Source organism: Chloroflexota bacterium, assembly GCA_016235055.1.
Lineage (GTDB): Bacteria > Chloroflexota > Anaerolineae > JACRMK01 > JACRMK01 > JACRMK01.
Genome location: JACRMK010000047.1, coordinates 1 through 16,328, shown reverse-complemented (window position 1 = coordinate 16,328; position 16,328 = coordinate 1). Strand labels below are relative to the sequence as shown.

General features: G+C 64.6%; 16 protein-coding genes and 2 tRNA genes. 2 read left to right on the top strand and 16 right to left on the bottom strand.

Features of this window, described 5'->3' with window-relative positions; translation table 11 throughout:
• Positions 1 to 120 precede the first annotated feature (120 nt).
• The 7 genes from HZB53_11350 to HZB53_11320 all read right to left on the bottom strand — a co-directional run bounded on the left by HZB53_11350 (position 121) and on the right by HZB53_11320 (position 5,574).
• Positions 121 to 1,215: a DUF3048 domain-containing protein gene (locus tag HZB53_11350; protein ID MBI5878235.1), complete on the bottom strand. Its 1,095-nt coding sequence runs from the start codon at positions 1,213 to 1,215 to the stop codon at positions 121 to 123.
• Positions 1,215 to 2,705: a UDP-N-acetylmuramoyl-L-alanyl-D-glutamate--2,6-diaminopimelate ligase gene (locus HZB53_11345; GenBank protein MBI5878234.1), complete on the bottom strand. Its 1,491-nt coding sequence runs from the start codon at positions 2,703 to 2,705 to the stop codon at positions 1,215 to 1,217. The genes HZB53_11350 and HZB53_11345 overlap by 1 nt, the downstream gene beginning before the upstream one ends.
• Positions 2,706 to 2,776: 71 nt before the next feature.
• The gene (locus HZB53_11340) at positions 2,777 to 2,983 is read right to left on the bottom strand and encodes a hypothetical protein (protein MBI5878233.1); all 207 of its coding nucleotides are present in this window, start codon (positions 2,981 to 2,983) and stop codon (positions 2,777 to 2,779) included.
• 14 nt (positions 2,984 to 2,997) lie between these two features.
• Positions 2,998 to 3,306 (bottom strand): NADH-quinone oxidoreductase subunit NuoK, encoded by a 309-nt coding sequence (nuoK, locus tag HZB53_11335; GenBank protein MBI5878232.1) that lies wholly within the window; start codon positions 3,304 to 3,306, stop codon positions 2,998 to 3,000.
• A gap of 29 nt (positions 3,307 to 3,335) precedes the next feature.
• Complete coding sequence (locus HZB53_11330; GenBank protein ID MBI5878231.1) at positions 3,336 to 3,839, bottom strand: NADH-quinone oxidoreductase subunit J; 504 nt, start codon at positions 3,837 to 3,839, stop codon at positions 3,336 to 3,338.
• 37 nt (positions 3,840 to 3,876) lie between these two features.
• On the bottom strand, positions 3,877 to 5,064 hold the full coding sequence (gene nuoH / locus HZB53_11325) for an NADH-quinone oxidoreductase subunit NuoH (GenBank protein MBI5878230.1): 1,188 nt from the start codon (positions 5,062 to 5,064) through the stop codon (positions 3,877 to 3,879).
• A 153-nt stretch (positions 5,065 to 5,217) separates the two neighbouring features.
• Entirely contained in the window at positions 5,218 to 5,574 is a 357-nt protein-coding gene (locus HZB53_11320; protein ID MBI5878229.1) for an NADH-quinone oxidoreductase subunit A, read from the bottom strand.
• Between the two features lie 330 nt (positions 5,575 to 5,904).
• On the opposite strand from HZB53_11320, the gene HZB53_11315 reads away from it, so the two are divergent.
• A complete protein-coding gene (locus HZB53_11315) occupies positions 5,905 to 7,119 on the top strand; it encodes an exonuclease SbcCD subunit D (protein MBI5878228.1) in 1,215 nt (404 codons plus the stop codon).
• On the opposite strand, the gene HZB53_11310 is transcribed toward HZB53_11315, so the two are convergent.
• Positions 7,116 to 8,300, bottom strand: coding sequence for a hypothetical protein (locus HZB53_11310; protein ID MBI5878227.1), 1,185 nt, complete (start codon positions 8,298 to 8,300; stop codon positions 7,116 to 7,118). The genes HZB53_11315 and HZB53_11310 overlap by 4 nt on opposite strands.
• 536 nt (positions 8,301 to 8,836) lie before the next feature.
• Between HZB53_11310 and HZB53_11305 the strand changes: the two genes are divergently transcribed.
• Positions 8,837 to 11,119: a hypothetical protein gene (locus HZB53_11305; protein MBI5878226.1), complete on the top strand. Its 2,283-nt coding sequence runs from the start codon at positions 8,837 to 8,839 to the stop codon at positions 11,117 to 11,119.
• A gap of 280 nt (positions 11,120 to 11,399) precedes the next feature.
• Here HZB53_11305 and HZB53_11300 read toward each other — a convergent pair whose 3' ends face one another.
• The 8 genes from HZB53_11300 to HZB53_11265 all read right to left on the bottom strand — a co-directional run bounded on the left by HZB53_11300 (position 11,400) and on the right by HZB53_11265 (position 16,108).
• Positions 11,400 to 12,050, bottom strand: a complete 651-nt coding sequence (locus HZB53_11300) for a metallophosphoesterase family protein (protein ID MBI5878225.1) — start codon at positions 12,048 to 12,050, stop codon at positions 11,400 to 11,402.
• Positions 12,051 to 12,072: 22 nt separating this feature from the next.
• Positions 12,073 to 12,402 (bottom strand): multidrug efflux SMR transporter, encoded by a 330-nt coding sequence (locus tag HZB53_11295; GenBank protein ID MBI5878224.1) that lies wholly within the window; start codon positions 12,400 to 12,402, stop codon positions 12,073 to 12,075.
• Positions 12,403 to 12,482: 80 nt separating this feature from the next.
• Positions 12,483 to 12,577 (bottom strand) — tRNA-Ser (locus HZB53_11290).
• A 49-nt stretch (positions 12,578 to 12,626) separates the two neighbouring features.
• A tRNA-Ser gene (locus tag HZB53_11285) sits at positions 12,627 to 12,714 on the bottom strand.
• 263 nt (positions 12,715 to 12,977) lie between these two features.
• The gene (locus tag HZB53_11280; GenBank protein MBI5878223.1) at positions 12,978 to 13,829 is read right to left on the bottom strand and encodes a LysM peptidoglycan-binding domain-containing protein; all 852 of its coding nucleotides are present in this window, start codon (positions 13,827 to 13,829) and stop codon (positions 12,978 to 12,980) included.
• Positions 13,830 to 14,199: 370 nt separating this feature from the next.
• On the bottom strand, positions 14,200 to 14,838 hold the full coding sequence (locus tag HZB53_11275; GenBank protein MBI5878222.1) for a superoxide dismutase family protein: 639 nt from the start codon (positions 14,836 to 14,838) through the stop codon (positions 14,200 to 14,202).
• Positions 14,839 to 14,951: 113 nt separating this feature from the next.
• The gene (locus HZB53_11270; GenBank protein MBI5878221.1) at positions 14,952 to 15,734 is read right to left on the bottom strand and encodes a hypothetical protein; all 783 of its coding nucleotides are present in this window, start codon (positions 15,732 to 15,734) and stop codon (positions 14,952 to 14,954) included.
• Complete coding sequence (locus tag HZB53_11265; GenBank protein ID MBI5878220.1) at positions 15,731 to 16,108, bottom strand: helix-turn-helix transcriptional regulator; 378 nt, start codon at positions 16,106 to 16,108, stop codon at positions 15,731 to 15,733. The genes HZB53_11270 and HZB53_11265 overlap by 4 nt, the downstream gene beginning before the upstream one ends.
• Positions 16,109 to 16,328 lie beyond the last annotated feature (220 nt).

The window sequence follows — 16,328 nt, the reverse complement described above, 5'->3', positions numbered from 1 at the left end:
CCTCCTTGTGTGGCCCGCGACGTTGCGGGTCTTTGGATTTGCCGGGCCGACACGCAGGTCGGCCCCTACACGTGGCGAACCGGTAGGGGCGCACCTATGTGTGCGCCCGACCGTCGGCCCCTACGGATACGTCAGTTTCAGATCCGTCGGCACAACCTGCCACCACGAGCGGCCCGGCCGCAGTGGTATGTCCCGGCCGTTCGCATCGGTGAAACGGATGAAACCCTTCGGGTCATCGCGCAACCACTGGCCCTCGAACGCCTGCCCGTCGCGCAGCACGACCGCGCGCCCCTTGCCCTTCAGCTCGATCTGGATCGACCGCGAGCCGAGCGAGTCTTCGACAATATCGGTGACCGTGTGCTCTGCGAACAACACGACCACATTGGCGACCTGCACCGCCTGTCCCGCTTTGGCGTCGATCAGCGGTTCGCCCATCAGCCCGCGTTTGAACTGCTTCGCATCGGGCGCGTATTCCCAGGTCGAATCGGAAAACTGCCGGTCGTACGGCACATGCACCCGCGCCGCCGGCTTGCCGCCGCCCGGGACCGCCTCACCGAACTTGAGCCCCTTCAGCGCGATGCCGGTCTGGGCGATGGTGCGGCCCGGCAGCAGCACCTGCACGCCCTCGCTGCTCGTGTAGGTATTGTACGGCGCTTCGCGGTCGCTTGTGCGGTGGAACGCCGCTTTGTCCGTGCCCTCGTCCATCAGCCGGTTGCCATAGGCGGCGCGCAGGGCCGCGAGGTTCTCATTGCTGGCGCCGACATGCACCAGCACGGCCTGGAACATCGCGACGAGGTCCAGGTCGATGATGCGGGCCGAGCGGATTGGCCCGATCTCGTCGGCGCTGCTGCACCAGAACGCCGCATCGAAGCGGGTCACGCCGCCTTCGGCCAGATGCTCGATGACGATATCCGCCCGGCTGATGCCAGACTGCGGCCGCGCCGGCGGGCTATTGTCGATCTTGAATAGCAGCGGCCGCCGCGCCAGCCACGGTTTGGCCGGATCGCGCAGGCCGGTCAGCGGGCACAACTCGGCGCTGAGGTCGGGCGTGGGCGACGGGACCGGGATAGCGGTGGCTATAGTCTGTGCTTCGGGCGTGAACGGCTGCGGCGTGCGGGTGAGACGGCGCGTCGGCTCCGGAGTGGCGACCTCGCCGAACGCGCAGGCGAGCATGAACAGCGCGGCGACGAACAGCGCCGCGATCCGCCGCGTCATCAGCCGAGCACCTGCTTGACCGCGTCCTGGTCGCTCCAGGGATACTCGGTCGTGCCGAAGCACATCGAGCGCTCGTGTCCCTTGCCGGTGATCATGACCACGTCGCCCGGCGCGGCCTGCGACAGCGCAAAGCGGATCGCTTCCATCCGGTCCGGCACGCGGGTGTACGAACCGCCGGCCTGCTCGCAGCCTGCGGCGACCTGGTCGAGGATCGCGTCCAACGGCTCGGTACGCGGGTCTTCCGCCGTGAGGACGACGCGGTCGGCCAGCCGCGCGGCGATTTCGCCCATCATCGGGCGCTTCTGCACGTCGCGCTGCCCGGCGCAGCCGAACACGACCGCGACCTTGCCTTCCGTCAGCCCGCGCGCGGTCTTAAGCGCGTTTTCCAGCGCGTTGGGCGTGTGCGCGAAGTCCACAATGACCGTGTACGGCTGCCCTCGGTTGATGCGCTCCATGCGGCCCGGCACCTGCCGCACCGCCTTGATGCCGCGCGCGATCACGTCAGGGGCGAGCCCCTGCGACCAGCCGACTGCCAGCGCGGCCAGCATGTTGTAGACGTTATAGTTGCCGATCAACGGCGACTCGATCGTAAGCGGGCCCACGGACGGCAGGTGCGCCGTGAAGCTGACGCCGGCCGGCGAATGCCGCACGGCTTCGCCGCGCACATCGGCCGCCGGGTGCAGGCCGTACGACAACTGCACGTCCGGGCGGATGGCGCGCAGGAACTCATACGACGAGTCGTCGCGGTTCAGCACGGCCACCTTGGGCACGCCGGGCTTGCGCTCGCTGGACAGCATCTGTTCGAACATCATGCGTTTGGCGCTGCGGTACTCGTCGAACGAGTTGTGGTGGTCGTTCAGGTGCTCGTGCGTGATGTTGGTCACGACCGCCACGTCGTACTCCACCGCGGCCAGCCGCTTCTGCGCCAGACCCAGCGAGGTCGATTCGATCACGGCGTACTGCGCGCCCAGGTCGGCCATCTGCGCCAGGTAGCGTTGCAGGTCGGGCGCGTCGGGCGTGGTGGTGTGGAAGCCGGTGTCGATCGCCTTCTCGCCGATGAACGCAGCCACGGTGCTGACCAGCCCGGTCTCGAAGCCGGCCGTCTGCAGGACAGCGCAGAGGATCGAGGAGGTGGTCGTTTTGCCGTCGGTGCCGGTGATGCCGACGATGCGCATACGCCGCGAGGGGAAGCCATGCCAGGCCGCCGCCAGGCGCGCCAGCGCCTCGCGCCCGTCGGGCACGACCGCCACCGGCACGCCGGCGGGCAGGCTGGCGCGGTGCTTTTCCTCGATGACCAGTGCAACCGCCCCGCGCGCCAGCGCGTCGGCGATGAAGCGGTGCCCGTCAAGGCTGACGCCTTCGTAGGCGACGAACAGCGCTCCGGGCTGCACGCGCCGCGAATCGCTCACGATGGCGTTGATCACGGGGTCGGGGCTGCCAGCGGACAGCGGTTGGCCGGGCAGGGAGGCAAGTAAGTCGGAAAGTTTCATGGGCGGATTGTATCGAAAAAATGAAGCCTGTCAGGTTTGACAGGCTTTAGCTTACCAGCGTTCGCGCGCTCTCAAAATCCGATTCTCGTCCAGTCAACCCCGGTGACAATTGAGCAGAGCGCGCAGATGAAAAACAGCAGGATAATCAATCCGCAGCCAATGCCTGTACAGGAGCAGCCTCGGCCGAACCCGAAGCGGTCCTGCAGCCAGTCGAATAGCGTGGTTAGCAGGAACAACTCGAGCAGGCCGCCCAGGCAGCCACGGCGATTATCGTTCATCGGCGGCTGTCGCGCTAACCCTTCATCATATCGACATCTTCGACCACGACCGTGTTGCGGTTGCGGTAGATGGCGATAATCAGCGCCAGGCCGACTGCGACTTCAGCCGCCGCCAGCGTGATGACGAAGATGGCGAACGCCTGCCCGGTCAACTGGGCGTTCGGGTTCATATAGCGCCAGAACGCGACCAGGTTGATGACGGCGGCGTTCAGCATCAGTTCGACGCCCATCAGAATTGCGACGGCGTTGCGCCGCGCAAGCGCGCCGTACAGCCCCATGCTGAACAGCAGCGCGCTGACGATCAAAAAGCCGTTAAGAGACATGACGCATGCACTCCGAAGGGTTCAGGCGCTTATTCGCGCGCCAGCATGATCGCGCCGAGCAGGGCCACGAGCAGGACGACCGACGCCACCTCGAACGGCAGCAGATACGTGCTGAGCAGTTGCGCGCCGAGATTGGCAACCGACGAGACCTGCACCGTGGTGTTGGGCAGGTTCGGGACATCGGGCAATTCCGGCCATTTGAGCGGGGCCATCACGGCCATCAGCAGCACGAAGACCGCCGACGAGACGGTAAAACTGAGCCACGCCTGGCTGTTGTTGACCGGCTGCGTTGGGTCGGAGACCCGGTTGGTCAGCATCACGGCGAACAGGATCAATATAGCGACCGCGCCGACGTACACCAGAATCTGCACCGCCGCCAGGAACTCGGCGTTCAGCAGCAGGTACAGGCCGGCGACGCCCGTGAACGACAGGATCATCGCCAGCACCGCGCGCACCAGGTTGTGCAGGGAGACGAGCAGGGCCGCGCCGATGACGGCGATGCCGGCCGCGCCCAGAAAGACGATTAGTTCCATGAACGCCTTCCGCTAGTTAGAGTTCGGAGCCTCGCGGCTACGAGCCGCCGCCCGCCACCGGCTGGCTGGGCGCCGGGCGCGAAACCATCGTGACCGTGCGGCGCTGCACCTTCGGCCGCCGGTAGAGCGCGCGGAACGTGAAGTACATCATCACGTTCAGCACGACGAAGACCGGGACCGCCGTCCACCAACCCGCAAAGTAGTTGGCTGACGTGTAGCCCGCCTTCGGCGCCGCGCCATAGATCAACGTGAATATATAGTCCGAGAGACTGATGCCCACGCCCGCCAGCACCAGGTTGACCAGCGCCAGCGGTACCAGCACCTTCCACGCGAAGTTCATCAGTTGATCCACGCGCAGGCGCGGCAGCGTGCCGCGCAGCCAGATCATCACGAAGACCAGCAGGTACGTTTTGCCGATGAACCAAACGATGCCCGGCACGAGGCGGAAGCCGAGGAGCCAACTGATGCCGAACGGCTCCTGCCAGCCGCCGAGGAACAGCGTCGCGCCGATGGCGGAGACGGCGAACATGTTGATGAACTCGGCGAGTTGGTAGTAGGCAAAGCCAATCGCGCCGTACTCGGTGTGGTAGCCGGCGATGATTTCCGACTCCGCTTCCGGCAGGTCGAACGGCGTGCGGTTGATTTCCGAGATCGAAGCGATCAGGAAGATGACGAACGCCACCGGCTGCAGGAAGACGTTCCAGACGTACGCCTGGGAGTCGACGATCTTGCCCATCTGCAGGGAGCCGGCCAGGAGCAGCACGCCGACGACCGACAGCACCTGCGGGATCTCGTATGAGACGAATTGCGCGACGGCACGCATGCCGCCGAGCAGGGCGTACTTGTTGTTCGACGCCCAGCCGGCCATCAGCAGACCGATGGTCGAGGTGGAGCCGATGGCGGCGATGAACAGGAAGCCGATGTTCAGGTCGGCGATGATCGCCGACTGGTCGAACGGCAGCACCGAGAAGATCAGAAAGGCGGGGACGACGACAATCGCCGGTCCCAGATAGTAAACGATCTTGTCGGCGCGGTCCGGCACGATCATTTCCTTCGTAAACAACTTGAGCATGTCGGCGACCGGTTGCAGCAACCCGAACGGGCCAGCGCGATTGGGGCCGATGCGGTCCTGGATGCGGCCGATGACCTTGCGCTCCAGCCACGTCAGGAACATCATGGTCACCATGGCGAACACGACCACGAAGGTGACGCCCAGCAGGATCATGATCAACTGCACGACCCAGCCCGGCCAACCGAGCGATTTGACGATCAGGCCATTCAGCAGGTCATACAGGAAGTTGCCGATGACCCGGAACGGCCAGTAAATGATGTCCAACTCTTTGATGGGAGTCATAGATATCGTATCCGAATCAAGCGGTTAAATCCACTCCAGAGCGCCCTTGCGCCAGGCGTACAGCAAACCGACGACGAGAATCAGGACGAAAACGATCATCTCGATCATGGCGAAGATGCCGACGGCGTTGTAAGCAACCGCCCAGGGGTAGATGAACACGGTTTCGATGTCGAAGACGACAAAGACGAGGGCATAGATGTAGTACTGCACCTTGAACTGCACCCACGTATCGCCAACCGTTTCGAGACCGCACTCGTAGGTCTGGTTCTTGAGCGCGTACGGCTTTTTGGGGCGCAGGAGCCACGTCACCAGGTAGCCGCCGAACGGGATGGTCAAAACCACTAAAAGGAATACGCCTACGGCTGCATAATCGGAGAGCATCGCCACGCTCCTTGCTGGAGGTCTTGTGAAATACGGCGCGAGTATTATACATATCCGCCCCCTCCCGCGCAAATCGAATTGCGGGCGGCCAGACGGGTATACCGCAAAAGTGTCGGGGCCGCACGGCTGGCCAATCCGTCATGCCGGCATGTTTCTGGCCGGAATCCACTCAAGCGGTTCGACACAGACGCTCAGGGTTGCGGTTGGCGTGGATGCCGGCTAACACCATGCCGGCATGACGATCCGTTGTGCCTCCGACAGTTTGGCGGTATACCCTGACCGAATAGCCAGATAGCCGCATCGCGGCCAATGGGTGTAGAATCAGCGCCGATGAAGATACTGCACTTTGCCGACCTGCACCTCGGCATGGAGAACTACGGCCGGACCGACGCGGCCACCGGCCTGCATACGCGTCTGCTCGACTTCCTGCACTCGCTCGACGAGTTGATCGACGCCGCCGTGGCCGCGCCGGTCGACCTGGTGTTGTTCGCCGGCGATGCCTACCGCACGCGCGACCCATCGCCGACGCAGCAGCGCGAGTTTGTGGCGCGCATCAACCGGCTGCGCGCGGCCGGCATCCCGGTCTTCCTGCTGGTCGGCAATCACGACCTGCCAAACGCGGCCGGGCGCGCCAACTCGGTCGAGATCTTCGCCACGCTCGACGTGCCGGGCGTCACGCTGGCCTCGAAGCCGGACATTTACCGCATCGAAACGGCCCACGGTCCGGTGCAGATCGTGGCGCTGCCATGGCTGGTGCGCTCGACGATCCTGGCGCGCGACGATTTCAAGAACCTGTCGCTTGACGCGCTCAACCGCGTCATGGTGCAGAAGGTCGCGCGCATCGTCGAGGACCTGATCGAGCAGCTCGACCCGGCCGTGCCGGCCATCCTGGCCGCGCACGGCACGGTGCAGGGCGCCACCTATGGCTCCGAGCGCAGCGTGATGCTGGGCGCCGACTTGGTCCTGCCGCCGAGCATCGTCGCGCACCCGGCGTTTGATTATGTGGCGCTCGGACACATCCACAAGCACCAAGTGCTCAACAGCAACCCGCCGGTGATCTACCCGGGCAGCCTCGACCGCATCGACTTTGGCGAAGAGAACGACGACAAAGGGTTCGTGCTCGTCGACCTGGCGCGCGGCCGCGCCGACTGGCAGTTCGTGCGCATCCATGCGCGCCCGTTCGTCACGATCCGCGCCGACGCCGAGTCGGACGACCCGACGACCGATGTGCTGGCCGCAATCCAGTCGCGCAGCATCGATGGCGCGATCGTGCGACTCGTCATTCGCACGACGCCGGAGAGGGCCGGGCTGCTGCGCGATAACGACATCCGGCAGGCGCTCAAGCCAGCGTGGCATGTGGCGGGCATCACGCGCGAGGTGCGGCAGACCGACCGCGTGCGGCTGGGGGCGGCCGGCGTCGAGGGGTTGACGCCCGTCGAGGCGCTGGCGCGCTACTTCGATGAAAAGAAGGTGCCGCCCGCGCGCGCGCAGGAACTCCTGCAGCGCGCCGAGCGGCTGATGCGCGGCGACGACGGCGAGGGTTAGCCGGGCCGCGCCCGCGCGACGATCTCGCTAATGCGCCGCGCGATCGTCTGCGCGTCGCCCGCGACCAGACTGAACGGGTTGAAGACGAGTGCGCCGTTCTCCAGTTCGCGCTCGCTCGGATGGATCGGCGGCGCGCCGCGTTTCAACTCCAGGCAAAACTCGTAGGCGCTCATCTCCAGCGCCGCCTCGTTCAGCACCACGCGCACTTGTGAATAGCCGTCGCCCGGCACGGCCTCGGCGCGCGCAAACGGGTTGCCGGCCAGCCCGGCGATGACGTCGCCGATGGCCCGCTCGCAGCGCGCACGCTCGGCGCTCTGGTCGCGCTGTATGAACAACTGCAGCGCCGTCACCAGTCCGACGATCTCCTCTTTACCGGCTTTGAATCCGCGCCCGATGCCCTGGCGTGGCACGAACGGCATTTGCTCCACGTTGAGCAGCGCGCGCGGCGACACGCTGACGGCGGGCGTGAAGTCCATGTCGAGGTGCTGCCACGCGATGGCCGAGATCAGATCGGCGCGCCCGCAGACGAAGCCGGATACCTGCGGCCCGCGGATGTGCTTGCCGCCGCTGAAGCAGGCGAGATCCGGCTTCTGCGCCACGTAGGCTTTCAATCGCTCCGGTACGCCGAGCCGCCCGGCGGCGTCCACGACGACCGGCACGCCGCGCGGGCGCGCGACGGCGACGATATCCGCGATGGTCAGCGTCGTGCCCGGCCAGTCCGGCCAGAAGACAACGGCGGCCGTCTGCGGTGTGATCGCGGCGGCGACATCGTCTGTAGTCGCTCCATCGGCGTGGCCGGCTTCGACAATCAGGCCGCCAGCTACTTCGATAGCGTGGTCGTATGAGTTGCGTTGCGATGCGAGCAAGATCACCTCGTGCTTCATGCCCTCCGTGCGCGGCAGGCGATCCATGCGCGCCGGGTCGCCACCCGTGATGCAGGCTGCCACCGACAACACAACCGCCGCGTAGCAGCCTGACGTGATGTAGGCCGCCTCGGCGCCAACCATACCGGCAATCGCCTGGCCCGCGCGGTATTGCAGGTCCTCAATGGCGACAAACTGCCGAGAGGCCTGCGCCATCGCCTCGACGACCTCCGGCGGCATGAGCGTGCCACCCAGCCGCGTAAACGTGCCGGTGCCGTTGATGATCGGCGTCACGCCGAGCGATTCGTAGATGCCCATTGTCTGCCTCCCCGTGTGCGTTTGGTCTATCGCAGTATACTATACTACTCGAGCGCTGACGCGACCTCAGACTTGTCACAGGGGTATACCAACAAACTGTCGCGGCTGCGACCAATCGTCATGCCGGCAGGTAGTTAGCCGGCATCCACTCTCTCCATAACCAGAGTCACTGTTTTGAGTGGATTCCGGCCAGAACCATGCCGGAATGACGGGTTATTTCGTGGCGGCGACATCGTGCCTCCGACACTTTTCGGGTATACCTTGTCACAGGCGTGCCCTGAGCTTGTCGAAGGGGAGTCAGTCGAACGGTTCGGACAGTCCGCACCATACAAACATGCGTGCTGTGCGCTGGCAGGGACCGCACACCCTGCGGATCGAGGCGCAGCCGCGATGTTGTGCCGCATCTACGGGTTTTGTGGAAGGTGGCTCCTGGTATTCCGGGGCCGCCGGAACGGGGAAATGCCCGTATACACCGTCCGCAAAAACTACGCTGGCATGGCACGCGCGAACTATGGTACAATAGCTGCGATCCCTCGATGAGCCGACAAGCTGCGATTACCCGCTTTCGTGTGCGCAACGGCCAAGGAAGTGCCGGAGCACCGAATATCCTCAGCGTCGCGGACGTTCCCCAGCGACCGCCGCTCTACGTGCTTGTCGAAACGGGCGCCGACGATGCGTTGGCCGCCCGGATTATCTTCGCCATTGACGAGACCTATCGCCGCGCGCGCGGCAGCCTGACCGGCGCGCTGCAGCAGGTGGTCCGCGCCGCCGGACAGGTGCTGCGTCAGTCGCCCGGCGCCCAGTGCGGATTGACCGCGCTGATCATCCAGAAAGACGAGGCGCTGCTGGCGCAGGTGGAACCGGCGGCCTGCTGGATTCTGCGCGACGGCCACCTGATGCGCTGGCCGCTGGAATCGGTCTGGCTGGATGGCGATACCGGCGGCGAGGTACTGCGGCACATGCGCGGCGGCCTCGGCGAATCCGACCCCGACCTGCTGCGTATCGGGCTGTATGCAGACGACAAGCTCATGCTGGCGACCGCGACGGTGGCACGCGACGTGGGTGAACTGCTGATCGCGGAGGCGCTGTCCGAAGCCGACCCCGGCGCGGCGTTGCACCGCCTGGCACCCGACGTCGACTTTACCGTCCTGGCCATTGAGCCGTCCGGCCAGCCAGCCAGCCGGTCGGCCATACCGGCGGCGAACATGCAGCGCGCGCGCGCCGTTGAGCCTGCGCCATCCGACGCGCGCACAGCGGCTGTGCCGACGCCAAACCGGCGCACCGCGCGCGAAGCGGTGCCCGCTGTCGAAAAGTCATCTGCCCCGCGAGAGCCGCGCGTGCCCGATCCTGAGCCGCAAGCGCGGCCATCGCGCGTTGGACTGACGCTGGCCGTGCCGCACCCGCCGGCCGAAGCCAAGCCGCCCCGCGAGTTCCACTTGCCGGATCTGCGGCCGTACCTTGAGGTGGTCGCGATCTCCGTGCTATATCTCGCCAAGGCGCTGGCGGCGTTCCTGCGCATCGGCGGGGCGATCGCCGTGCGTGCTTTGCCGGAGCACGAATCCACGACGCCGCGCGTGACGCCGTCGGTGCGCCGGGTGGAATACAACAACAACCCGCTGGACTCCAGTTTCGCCAGGCTCATGGCGTTCGGACTGCCCGCGGTCGTCATTGCGCTCGGCGCCGTCATGTGGTTCCGGAGCAACGCCGACAACACCCGGCGCTATTCCGATCTGGTGGCGCAGGCCACCAGCGCCTACCAGACGGCGATGGCCAGCGAAGGCAACGCGCGGCGCACCGGCCTGGAGAAGGCGGCTGCATTGCTGAATGATGCGATCAAAATCCAGCCGTCGGACAGCGCGGTGCGCGACTCGCGTGCCAGGGACTTGCAGGGGCAGGTCGGCAAAGAACTGGACGTGCTCAACAAGGCGACGACGTTCTATTTGCACCCGCAACTGTATACGTTCGACGAACCGGGCAGCAAACCGGGCGCCGTTGTCGCGCGCGGCAACGAGCTGTACGTGCTGGACTCTGGCACGCACCGCCTGTACAAGTTCCTGCTGAACGATGCGCGCGACCAGTTGCAGCCAACCCCGACGCGCTCGCCGTCGCCGGTGCCGTCGCCGAATCCGGTCGTGATGCGGCAGGGGGATGAGCGCGGCTCGATCGTGGTCGGGGCGCTGTCGGATATCTTCTGGGGCACGGCGGGCGGCGGGCGCATCTCCACCGGCCTGCTCACGCTGACCGCACAGAAGCAGGTGATCGAGTACGCGCCGGCGCGCGGCATCACCGTGCTGTCGGTCGCCGTGGCGCCCGGCTGGCAGGAAGCGACCTTCGGCGAGTCGTTCAACGGCAGCCTGTATGTGCTCGATGCCAAGGCCAACCGCATCCTCAAGTTCGCGCCGACCGGCGAGGAGTACAAGACGCCGCCAGTGGACTACCTGTCGCCGTTGCAGCATGTCGATTTCGCCGGGGCGACCGGCATGGCGGTCGATGGCTTTGTGTGGGTGGCGCTGGCCGATGGCACGATCATGAAGTTCGACGCCGGCAACCTGGTCGCGTTCGACAAACGCGGGCTGGACACGCCGCTGCGGAAGCCGGTCGCGATCGTGGCGCAGGCGAATTCGCCGTCGCTGTGGGTGGCCGATGCGGGCAACCGCCGCATCGTGCAGTTCAACAAGACCGGCGAATATGTGCGCCAGTACAAGCCCGACGATGCGCAGTCGATGAGCGACCTGCGCGGGCTGGCCATCGACGAGGCGACCCGACGGCTCTACTGGGTCAGCGGCACGACGCTCTATCTGACGCCGCTGCAGAACTGAACGTGTTGAAATGCGCGGGGGACGCCTGGTGCTGGCGTCCCCCGCTTTTTGTTGTATTTGGGTCGTTATGCCGGTAGGACGCGACCATGTCCCAGTAGATCACGGAACCGAACGAGCCAATGAAGGTCATCCTGAGCGCGCAGGCGGTATCCACCACTTCCATGGCGCTGCGCGCGCGAAGGACCTAAAATCCGGAAGTCAACCTGTTTCGACTTGAGAACGTCCCCTTGTCCTGTCATGCATGATTGTTCGATGGGAACAGCATCAAGTGGAATCGGTATTACGCCGCCATCCGCAGTTGAACCACGGGACGTTCGTCCCAATCGACCTCGACGTAGAAGCCCATCCACGCCGGGCCGCAGTTGACGATCATCGTGCCGTTGTAGGCGGCCACACCGCGCGCCTCGTGAATGTGTCCGCACACCAGCAGGTCGACCCGGTACCGGTCGAGCGCCTCGCGCACGGCGCGGCTGCCGCCATGCGTCTTGTGGTACGACATATCCACGAAACCGTGCGGCGGCGGATGCGAGATCAGCGCCTTGCGCGGCGCGTCCGCCACGGCGGCATGGCCGGCCGCAGCCCAGGCCGCCAACTGGCTCTCATCGACTTCCCAGGTGTTGCCGATGAACGGTTGCGCGGCCGAGACGCCGAAGAAACCGGTATCGCTCACCATGCGCCCCGCGCCGGTCAATGAATGCCCGTCCAGCGCCATGTATTTCTCGATCAGCGCGTCGTCGCAGTTGCCGGTCACCGTCAGCACCTCCGGTGTGTGCTGGCGGCACAGCGCGACGATCGCTTGCGCCTCGTCGGGGTTGCCGAGGTGCGTCAGGTCGCCCGCCAGCACGATCAGGTCGGCGGGGCGGGCTTGCGCCAGGATGGCGCGCAGTTGCGAACGGTTGCCGTGAATATCGGATATGGCGAGGATCTGCATGGGGCTATGAACTGAGCCGGCGCTAATGCGCGGTGCTGCTGGACGACAGGTTGATAACGACGATCCCGACGCCAATGAGTACCAGCCCGATGATCTCCGGGATGCTCAGCGCCTGTTTGTATACCACCAACCCGATCACGGCGATGAGCACGATGCCGATGCCCGACCAGATCGCGTAGCTGATGCCGACCGGAATCTCGTCGAGCGTCAGGGAGAGGAAGTAGAACGAAGCGCCGTACCCGAGCACGACGATCACGGACGGAATCAGCCGGGTGAAACCCGCGGTGGCTTTCAGCGTCGACGTGGCGATCACCTCGGAAACAATGGCGATCATCAGGTAAACCCAGGACATAGTCGGAAATCGAGCGCAGAGGATGGTCGGGCCGATAAAAATCAACCGGCTCGCCCGGATTGGGGCGAGCCGTTACCATTTGGCGGAGAGGGCGGGATTTGAACCCGCGATAAGGGTTTTACACCCCTATACCCACTTAGCAGGCGGGCGCCTTCGACCACTCGGCCACCTCCCCAATCGTGTCCTCGTGCCAGCCTGATTGTGCTGCGCAGGCGGCTGGCCGACGGAGGGAGAGGGATTCGAACCCCCGATGACGCGAGGCGCCATAGCGGTTTTCAAGACCGCCGCATTCGTCCACTCTGCCATCCCTCCACAGGGACAGGCACAGTATAGCACAGCCGGGATGACTGTCAAAGTTATAGAGAATTGCGGGTATACCGACGAACTGCCAGCGCCGCTCCGAGCGTCGAGACCCGAAAGGGATTCGCCGGCGCGCCTCCGACGCTGGGCGGCTCGTCAGAAACACTTCGGGACTGCACAGCCATTCATCCCAGTTCAGCCAACCCGCGACCGGGCGCAGGCAACAAAAAGGCCGGACATCATTGGCCGGCCGCAATACTCGATCTGCGGTTGGGTTACTTCTGGATCGTGACCCGCACTTCGCACGGCGGCGGGAAGTTGCCGCGCGAGCTAACGGCGTACAGGCGCAGCGTGTAGACGTCGTTCGGCAGGTTGGTGATGTCCCATGTCTCAAGCGTCGAGCCGCTGACCGTGTTGTAGTGAACGTCATTGATCACGTTGAACAGGATCGGCTTCACGCCCTGGCCCCACTCGACCTTGTAGAACGAAAAGCCGCTCGAGCCCGGGTCGAAACCGGCCGGCAATGAGACCGAACCCACGATCTGCACCGAGTTGCCAGCCAGCGTCTCGTTCACCTGCGGCGCGGTCACGCTAATCAGCGGGTTGCAGATAGCCGTGTGCACGCTGCCCGGAATGACGTCGGTGGTGGCATCGGTCGTGCCGGTGTCGGTCGTCGTAACGTCCACGACCTTCGGGATCTTCAGCGCCTGGCCGACATAGATGCGGTTGACGTTGCGGATGCGGTTGATGGTCGCCAGCGTGCCGACGGTGGTACCATACCGCTTCGCGATGGCCGACAGCGTGTCGCCGCGCTTGACGCCGTACGTCCAGAGCACGATTACGTTCGTCGCAGCGGGAGCCGGCGCCGGGCTTGCCGCCGGCAGCATCGCCACGGTCGTCAACCCGTCCATGCTGTCTGCCGGATTAACCAGGCCGGGCGTGTCCAGCGGCACGTTCCACCCTGGTCCGCCGATGCCGTAGCCGACCATGTCGACAACCGCCATCACGCCCTCATCAGCCTGGCCGGGCTCGTTCACGGCGGCCTGCAGCGCCGCCGGCGCCGCAAGGAGCGTCGCCACGGAGAGAACGAGAGCAAGAGCGACGAATAACCTGCGTTGCACATTCATAGATGCCCTCCTTTTAGCAACGCGCAATAGCGAGGCGCCCGCGCGGGCGCTCGCAGCCGTAATTCAATATGTATCATGGTACTTATGCGGGTGTTTGTCAAACACAGTTGGGACGCAAACGCAATAGGATCATAGTCCCACTGTTTGCCCGCATATGCCTACCGCCGGATCAGCTGCAGGAACACCCGTAACAACAAGTCCAGACCGAGACTCAAATGCATAGCGAAGCGTGTGTTAGGCGTCCAGCCGGAGAATGGCATGGGCCGACTGACCTCACGCGCGCTAGCGCGTGGCGAGCGTCGTCCTCGCAAGAAAAAAGCGATGCGCCCGCACACGCGGGCGCATCGCGACTAGCCATGTCTGCCGGGCGCTATGCGCGACGCAAGCGCCAGGCGGCACCCAGCGCCGCGCATGCCCCCACAATGGCCGCAAGCCACAGCGGCGCGGGCAGCGTGCCGTCTGCGCCGGACTGCGGCAGTACGGAGAGCGCAATCACGCCGCAGGCGATGCGTGCACCGCTGTTGCCGGTCGGATCCGTTTTCTCATCGTCTTCACTCAGGTGAATCACGAGGGCGCTGCCGTCGGCGTCAAACAATGAATTGGGCGCTCCGCTCGCCAGCGTTGCCTTCGCCGCGGTCGCATCATACGCGCCGCTGCCATCGACGGCGACGGTCAGGTTCGGCAGATCGCCTGCATGCGCTCCAGCCGGGTTCTGCGCGCCGTGTTGTTTGCCGTCCGGGTTGAAGTGCCCGCCGGCGGTTGTGAAGTCGGGACCTTCGCATTTACCCACGGCATGGATGTGAATGCCGTGCTTGCCAGCCTGCAACCCTTTCACGCTGGCTGTCACGCGCACGCCGCCCGACGCCTGCACGAGCGTCGCCGTGCCGACTACCTGACCTGCGGCGTTCTTCAACTCGGCGGTGGCGCTCGCCGTCTGCGCCGCCGCGCTGCCCGCCCATGCCGCCAGGCAGAACCCGATCAGCGCACCCCATACCAGAATCCTTCTCATAACCCTTCCTCCCTTTCCCTCAAAACGAGGAACCGCCGGATGAAGCGGTTTGCGGCGATTCTGAAAAAAACGAGCTGACTGATGGAGGTGTCGCGGAGCAGCGTCGCGACCGACTATGCCGCCAGCGGCGGTTCGCTCCTATCTTGCGGTACTCCCCTGATGAGCACCACCGACAGCGCCATGATCAACATGCCGGCGATGGCGAGAAACAGCACGCGCGCATCTTCCGAATTGAAGAAGAGACACGAGCCGCCGATGCTGAGCAGCAGCCACCCGAACATCTGCATGCCCTGCTGGCGCAGCAGCAGCACACCGGTGAAGAGCAGACCACCGACCATCAATAAGTAGCCTGCTATGAAAACGAGAAAGTAGTCGCTGAGCAGACCGGATAGCATTGATAGGACTGGTCCGAACACAGCAAGCAAGCACATGACCCTTGTCGGCAGGGACCACCAGCGGGACAAGTGCAGAAATACGCCCAGCATGCTTGCAGCAAACAGCAGCAAGCCCCAGATAAACCAAATGCCGATGTCATCCAAGTCGCGGTGCGGACCATTTACGATGCCGGGAGACCGCATATTGGCGATCAGACTGTACGCAATCAAGAGCGCGCCGCTGGCCAGCCCGGCCAATGCAAAAACTCGAATTAGATTTGAGCGCATTGTCACACCCCCCTCTTGTATGTGTTCGTCTGCCGCGTTCACCACGAGATCCGGGACCGTTCGCAACCACAATGCGGTCAGGCTCCGCGCGCCGCCCTGTGTGTACTCGTCGCTGACCACGTGCCGGAATACGTGCAACATCTCGTCGCCATAGTCGGAGCGAAATTGCGATGGATACAGACGCAGCAGTTGCCGGAATACGCGCAGGGAAACCGTTAAGGGGTCGCCAGTCATAAGCTCCTCACGCCGGCCGGGCGCGGCTTGGTCATCAGCCCTTTAGAGCGTGCAATGTCAACCAGACGCGCCAAGCGCGTCGCCTCCGCGCGCGCTACCGCTTGCCCGAGGTCGGTCAGGCGGTAATACCGCCGGCGTTCGTCGTCTTCCTCGGGGGCGGGCCGATCGCCCGATTCCTCAATCCAGCCGTTGCCCAGCATGCGCTTGATGGTGCCGTATAGTGTACCGGGTCCAAGCTTGAGGTGACCGCGAGTCAGCGCGGTGACCTCCAGCATGATGGCATAGCCGTGCTTTTCACCGTCCGCCAGCGCCAGCAAGATATGGAACGCCGCAGGCGGCAACGGTAGAGGCGTCTCAGAATAGGGTATCGGCATACTGTATCTCCACCGGATATATCCGATGCCGATATAGTACTACAAATGAGCTGCGATGTCAAGGGGTCGAGCGCGCTCTCAGCAATTCTCAATTTGGCTTTGTACGGGTACTTTCCAATGCCGCTTGCGATGCGCTGGCTCTCAGGCGCTTGTCGCGCAAGCTGGCCCGCCGAAAAAGTGGCGCTGCCCTCCCCCCGACCCCCTCCCAACTTCGTTGGGA

Coding starts and splice junctions, on each gene's coding strand:
- HZB53_11350 (MBI5878235.1), bottom strand. CDS start 1,215: ATGACGCGGCGGATCGCGGCGCTGTTCGTCGCCGCGCTGTTCATGCTC.
- HZB53_11345 (MBI5878234.1), bottom strand. CDS start 2,705: ATGAAACTTTCCGACTTACTTGCCTCCCTGCCCGGCCAACCGCTGTCC.
- HZB53_11340 (MBI5878233.1), bottom strand. CDS start 2,983: ATGAACGATAATCGCCGTGGCTGCCTGGGCGGCCTGCTCGAGTTGTTC.
- nuoK (MBI5878232.1), bottom strand. CDS start 3,306: ATGTCTCTTAACGGCTTTTTGATCGTCAGCGCGCTGCTGTTCAGCATG.
- HZB53_11330 (MBI5878231.1), bottom strand. CDS start 3,839: ATGGAACTAATCGTCTTTCTGGGCGCGGCCGGCATCGCCGTCATCGGC.
- nuoH (MBI5878230.1), bottom strand. CDS start 5,064: ATGATCCTGCTGGGCGTCACCTTCGTGGTCGTGTTCGCCATGGTGACC.
- HZB53_11320 (MBI5878229.1), bottom strand. CDS start 5,574: ATGCTCTCCGATTATGCAGCCGTAGGCGTATTCCTTTTAGTGGTTTTG.
- HZB53_11315 (MBI5878228.1), top strand. CDS start 5,905: ATGAAGATACTGCACTTTGCCGACCTGCACCTCGGCATGGAGAACTAC.
- HZB53_11310 (MBI5878227.1), bottom strand. CDS start 8,300: ATGGGCATCTACGAATCGCTCGGCGTGACGCCGATCATCAACGGCACC.
- HZB53_11305 (MBI5878226.1), top strand. CDS start 8,837: ATGAGCCGACAAGCTGCGATTACCCGCTTTCGTGTGCGCAACGGCCAA.
- HZB53_11300 (MBI5878225.1), bottom strand. CDS start 12,050: ATGCAGATCCTCGCCATATCCGATATTCACGGCAACCGTTCGCAACTG.
- HZB53_11295 (MBI5878224.1), bottom strand. CDS start 12,402: ATGTCCTGGGTTTACCTGATGATCGCCATTGTTTCCGAGGTGATCGCC.
- HZB53_11280 (MBI5878223.1), bottom strand. CDS start 13,829: ATGAATGTGCAACGCAGGTTATTCGTCGCTCTTGCTCTCGTTCTCTCC.
- HZB53_11275 (MBI5878222.1), bottom strand. CDS start 14,838: ATGAGAAGGATTCTGGTATGGGGTGCGCTGATCGGGTTCTGCCTGGCG.
- HZB53_11270 (MBI5878221.1), bottom strand. CDS start 15,734: ATGACTGGCGACCCCTTAACGGTTTCCCTGCGCGTATTCCGGCAACTG.
- HZB53_11265 (MBI5878220.1), bottom strand. CDS start 16,108: ATGCCGATACCCTATTCTGAGACGCCTCTACCGTTGCCGCCTGCGGCG.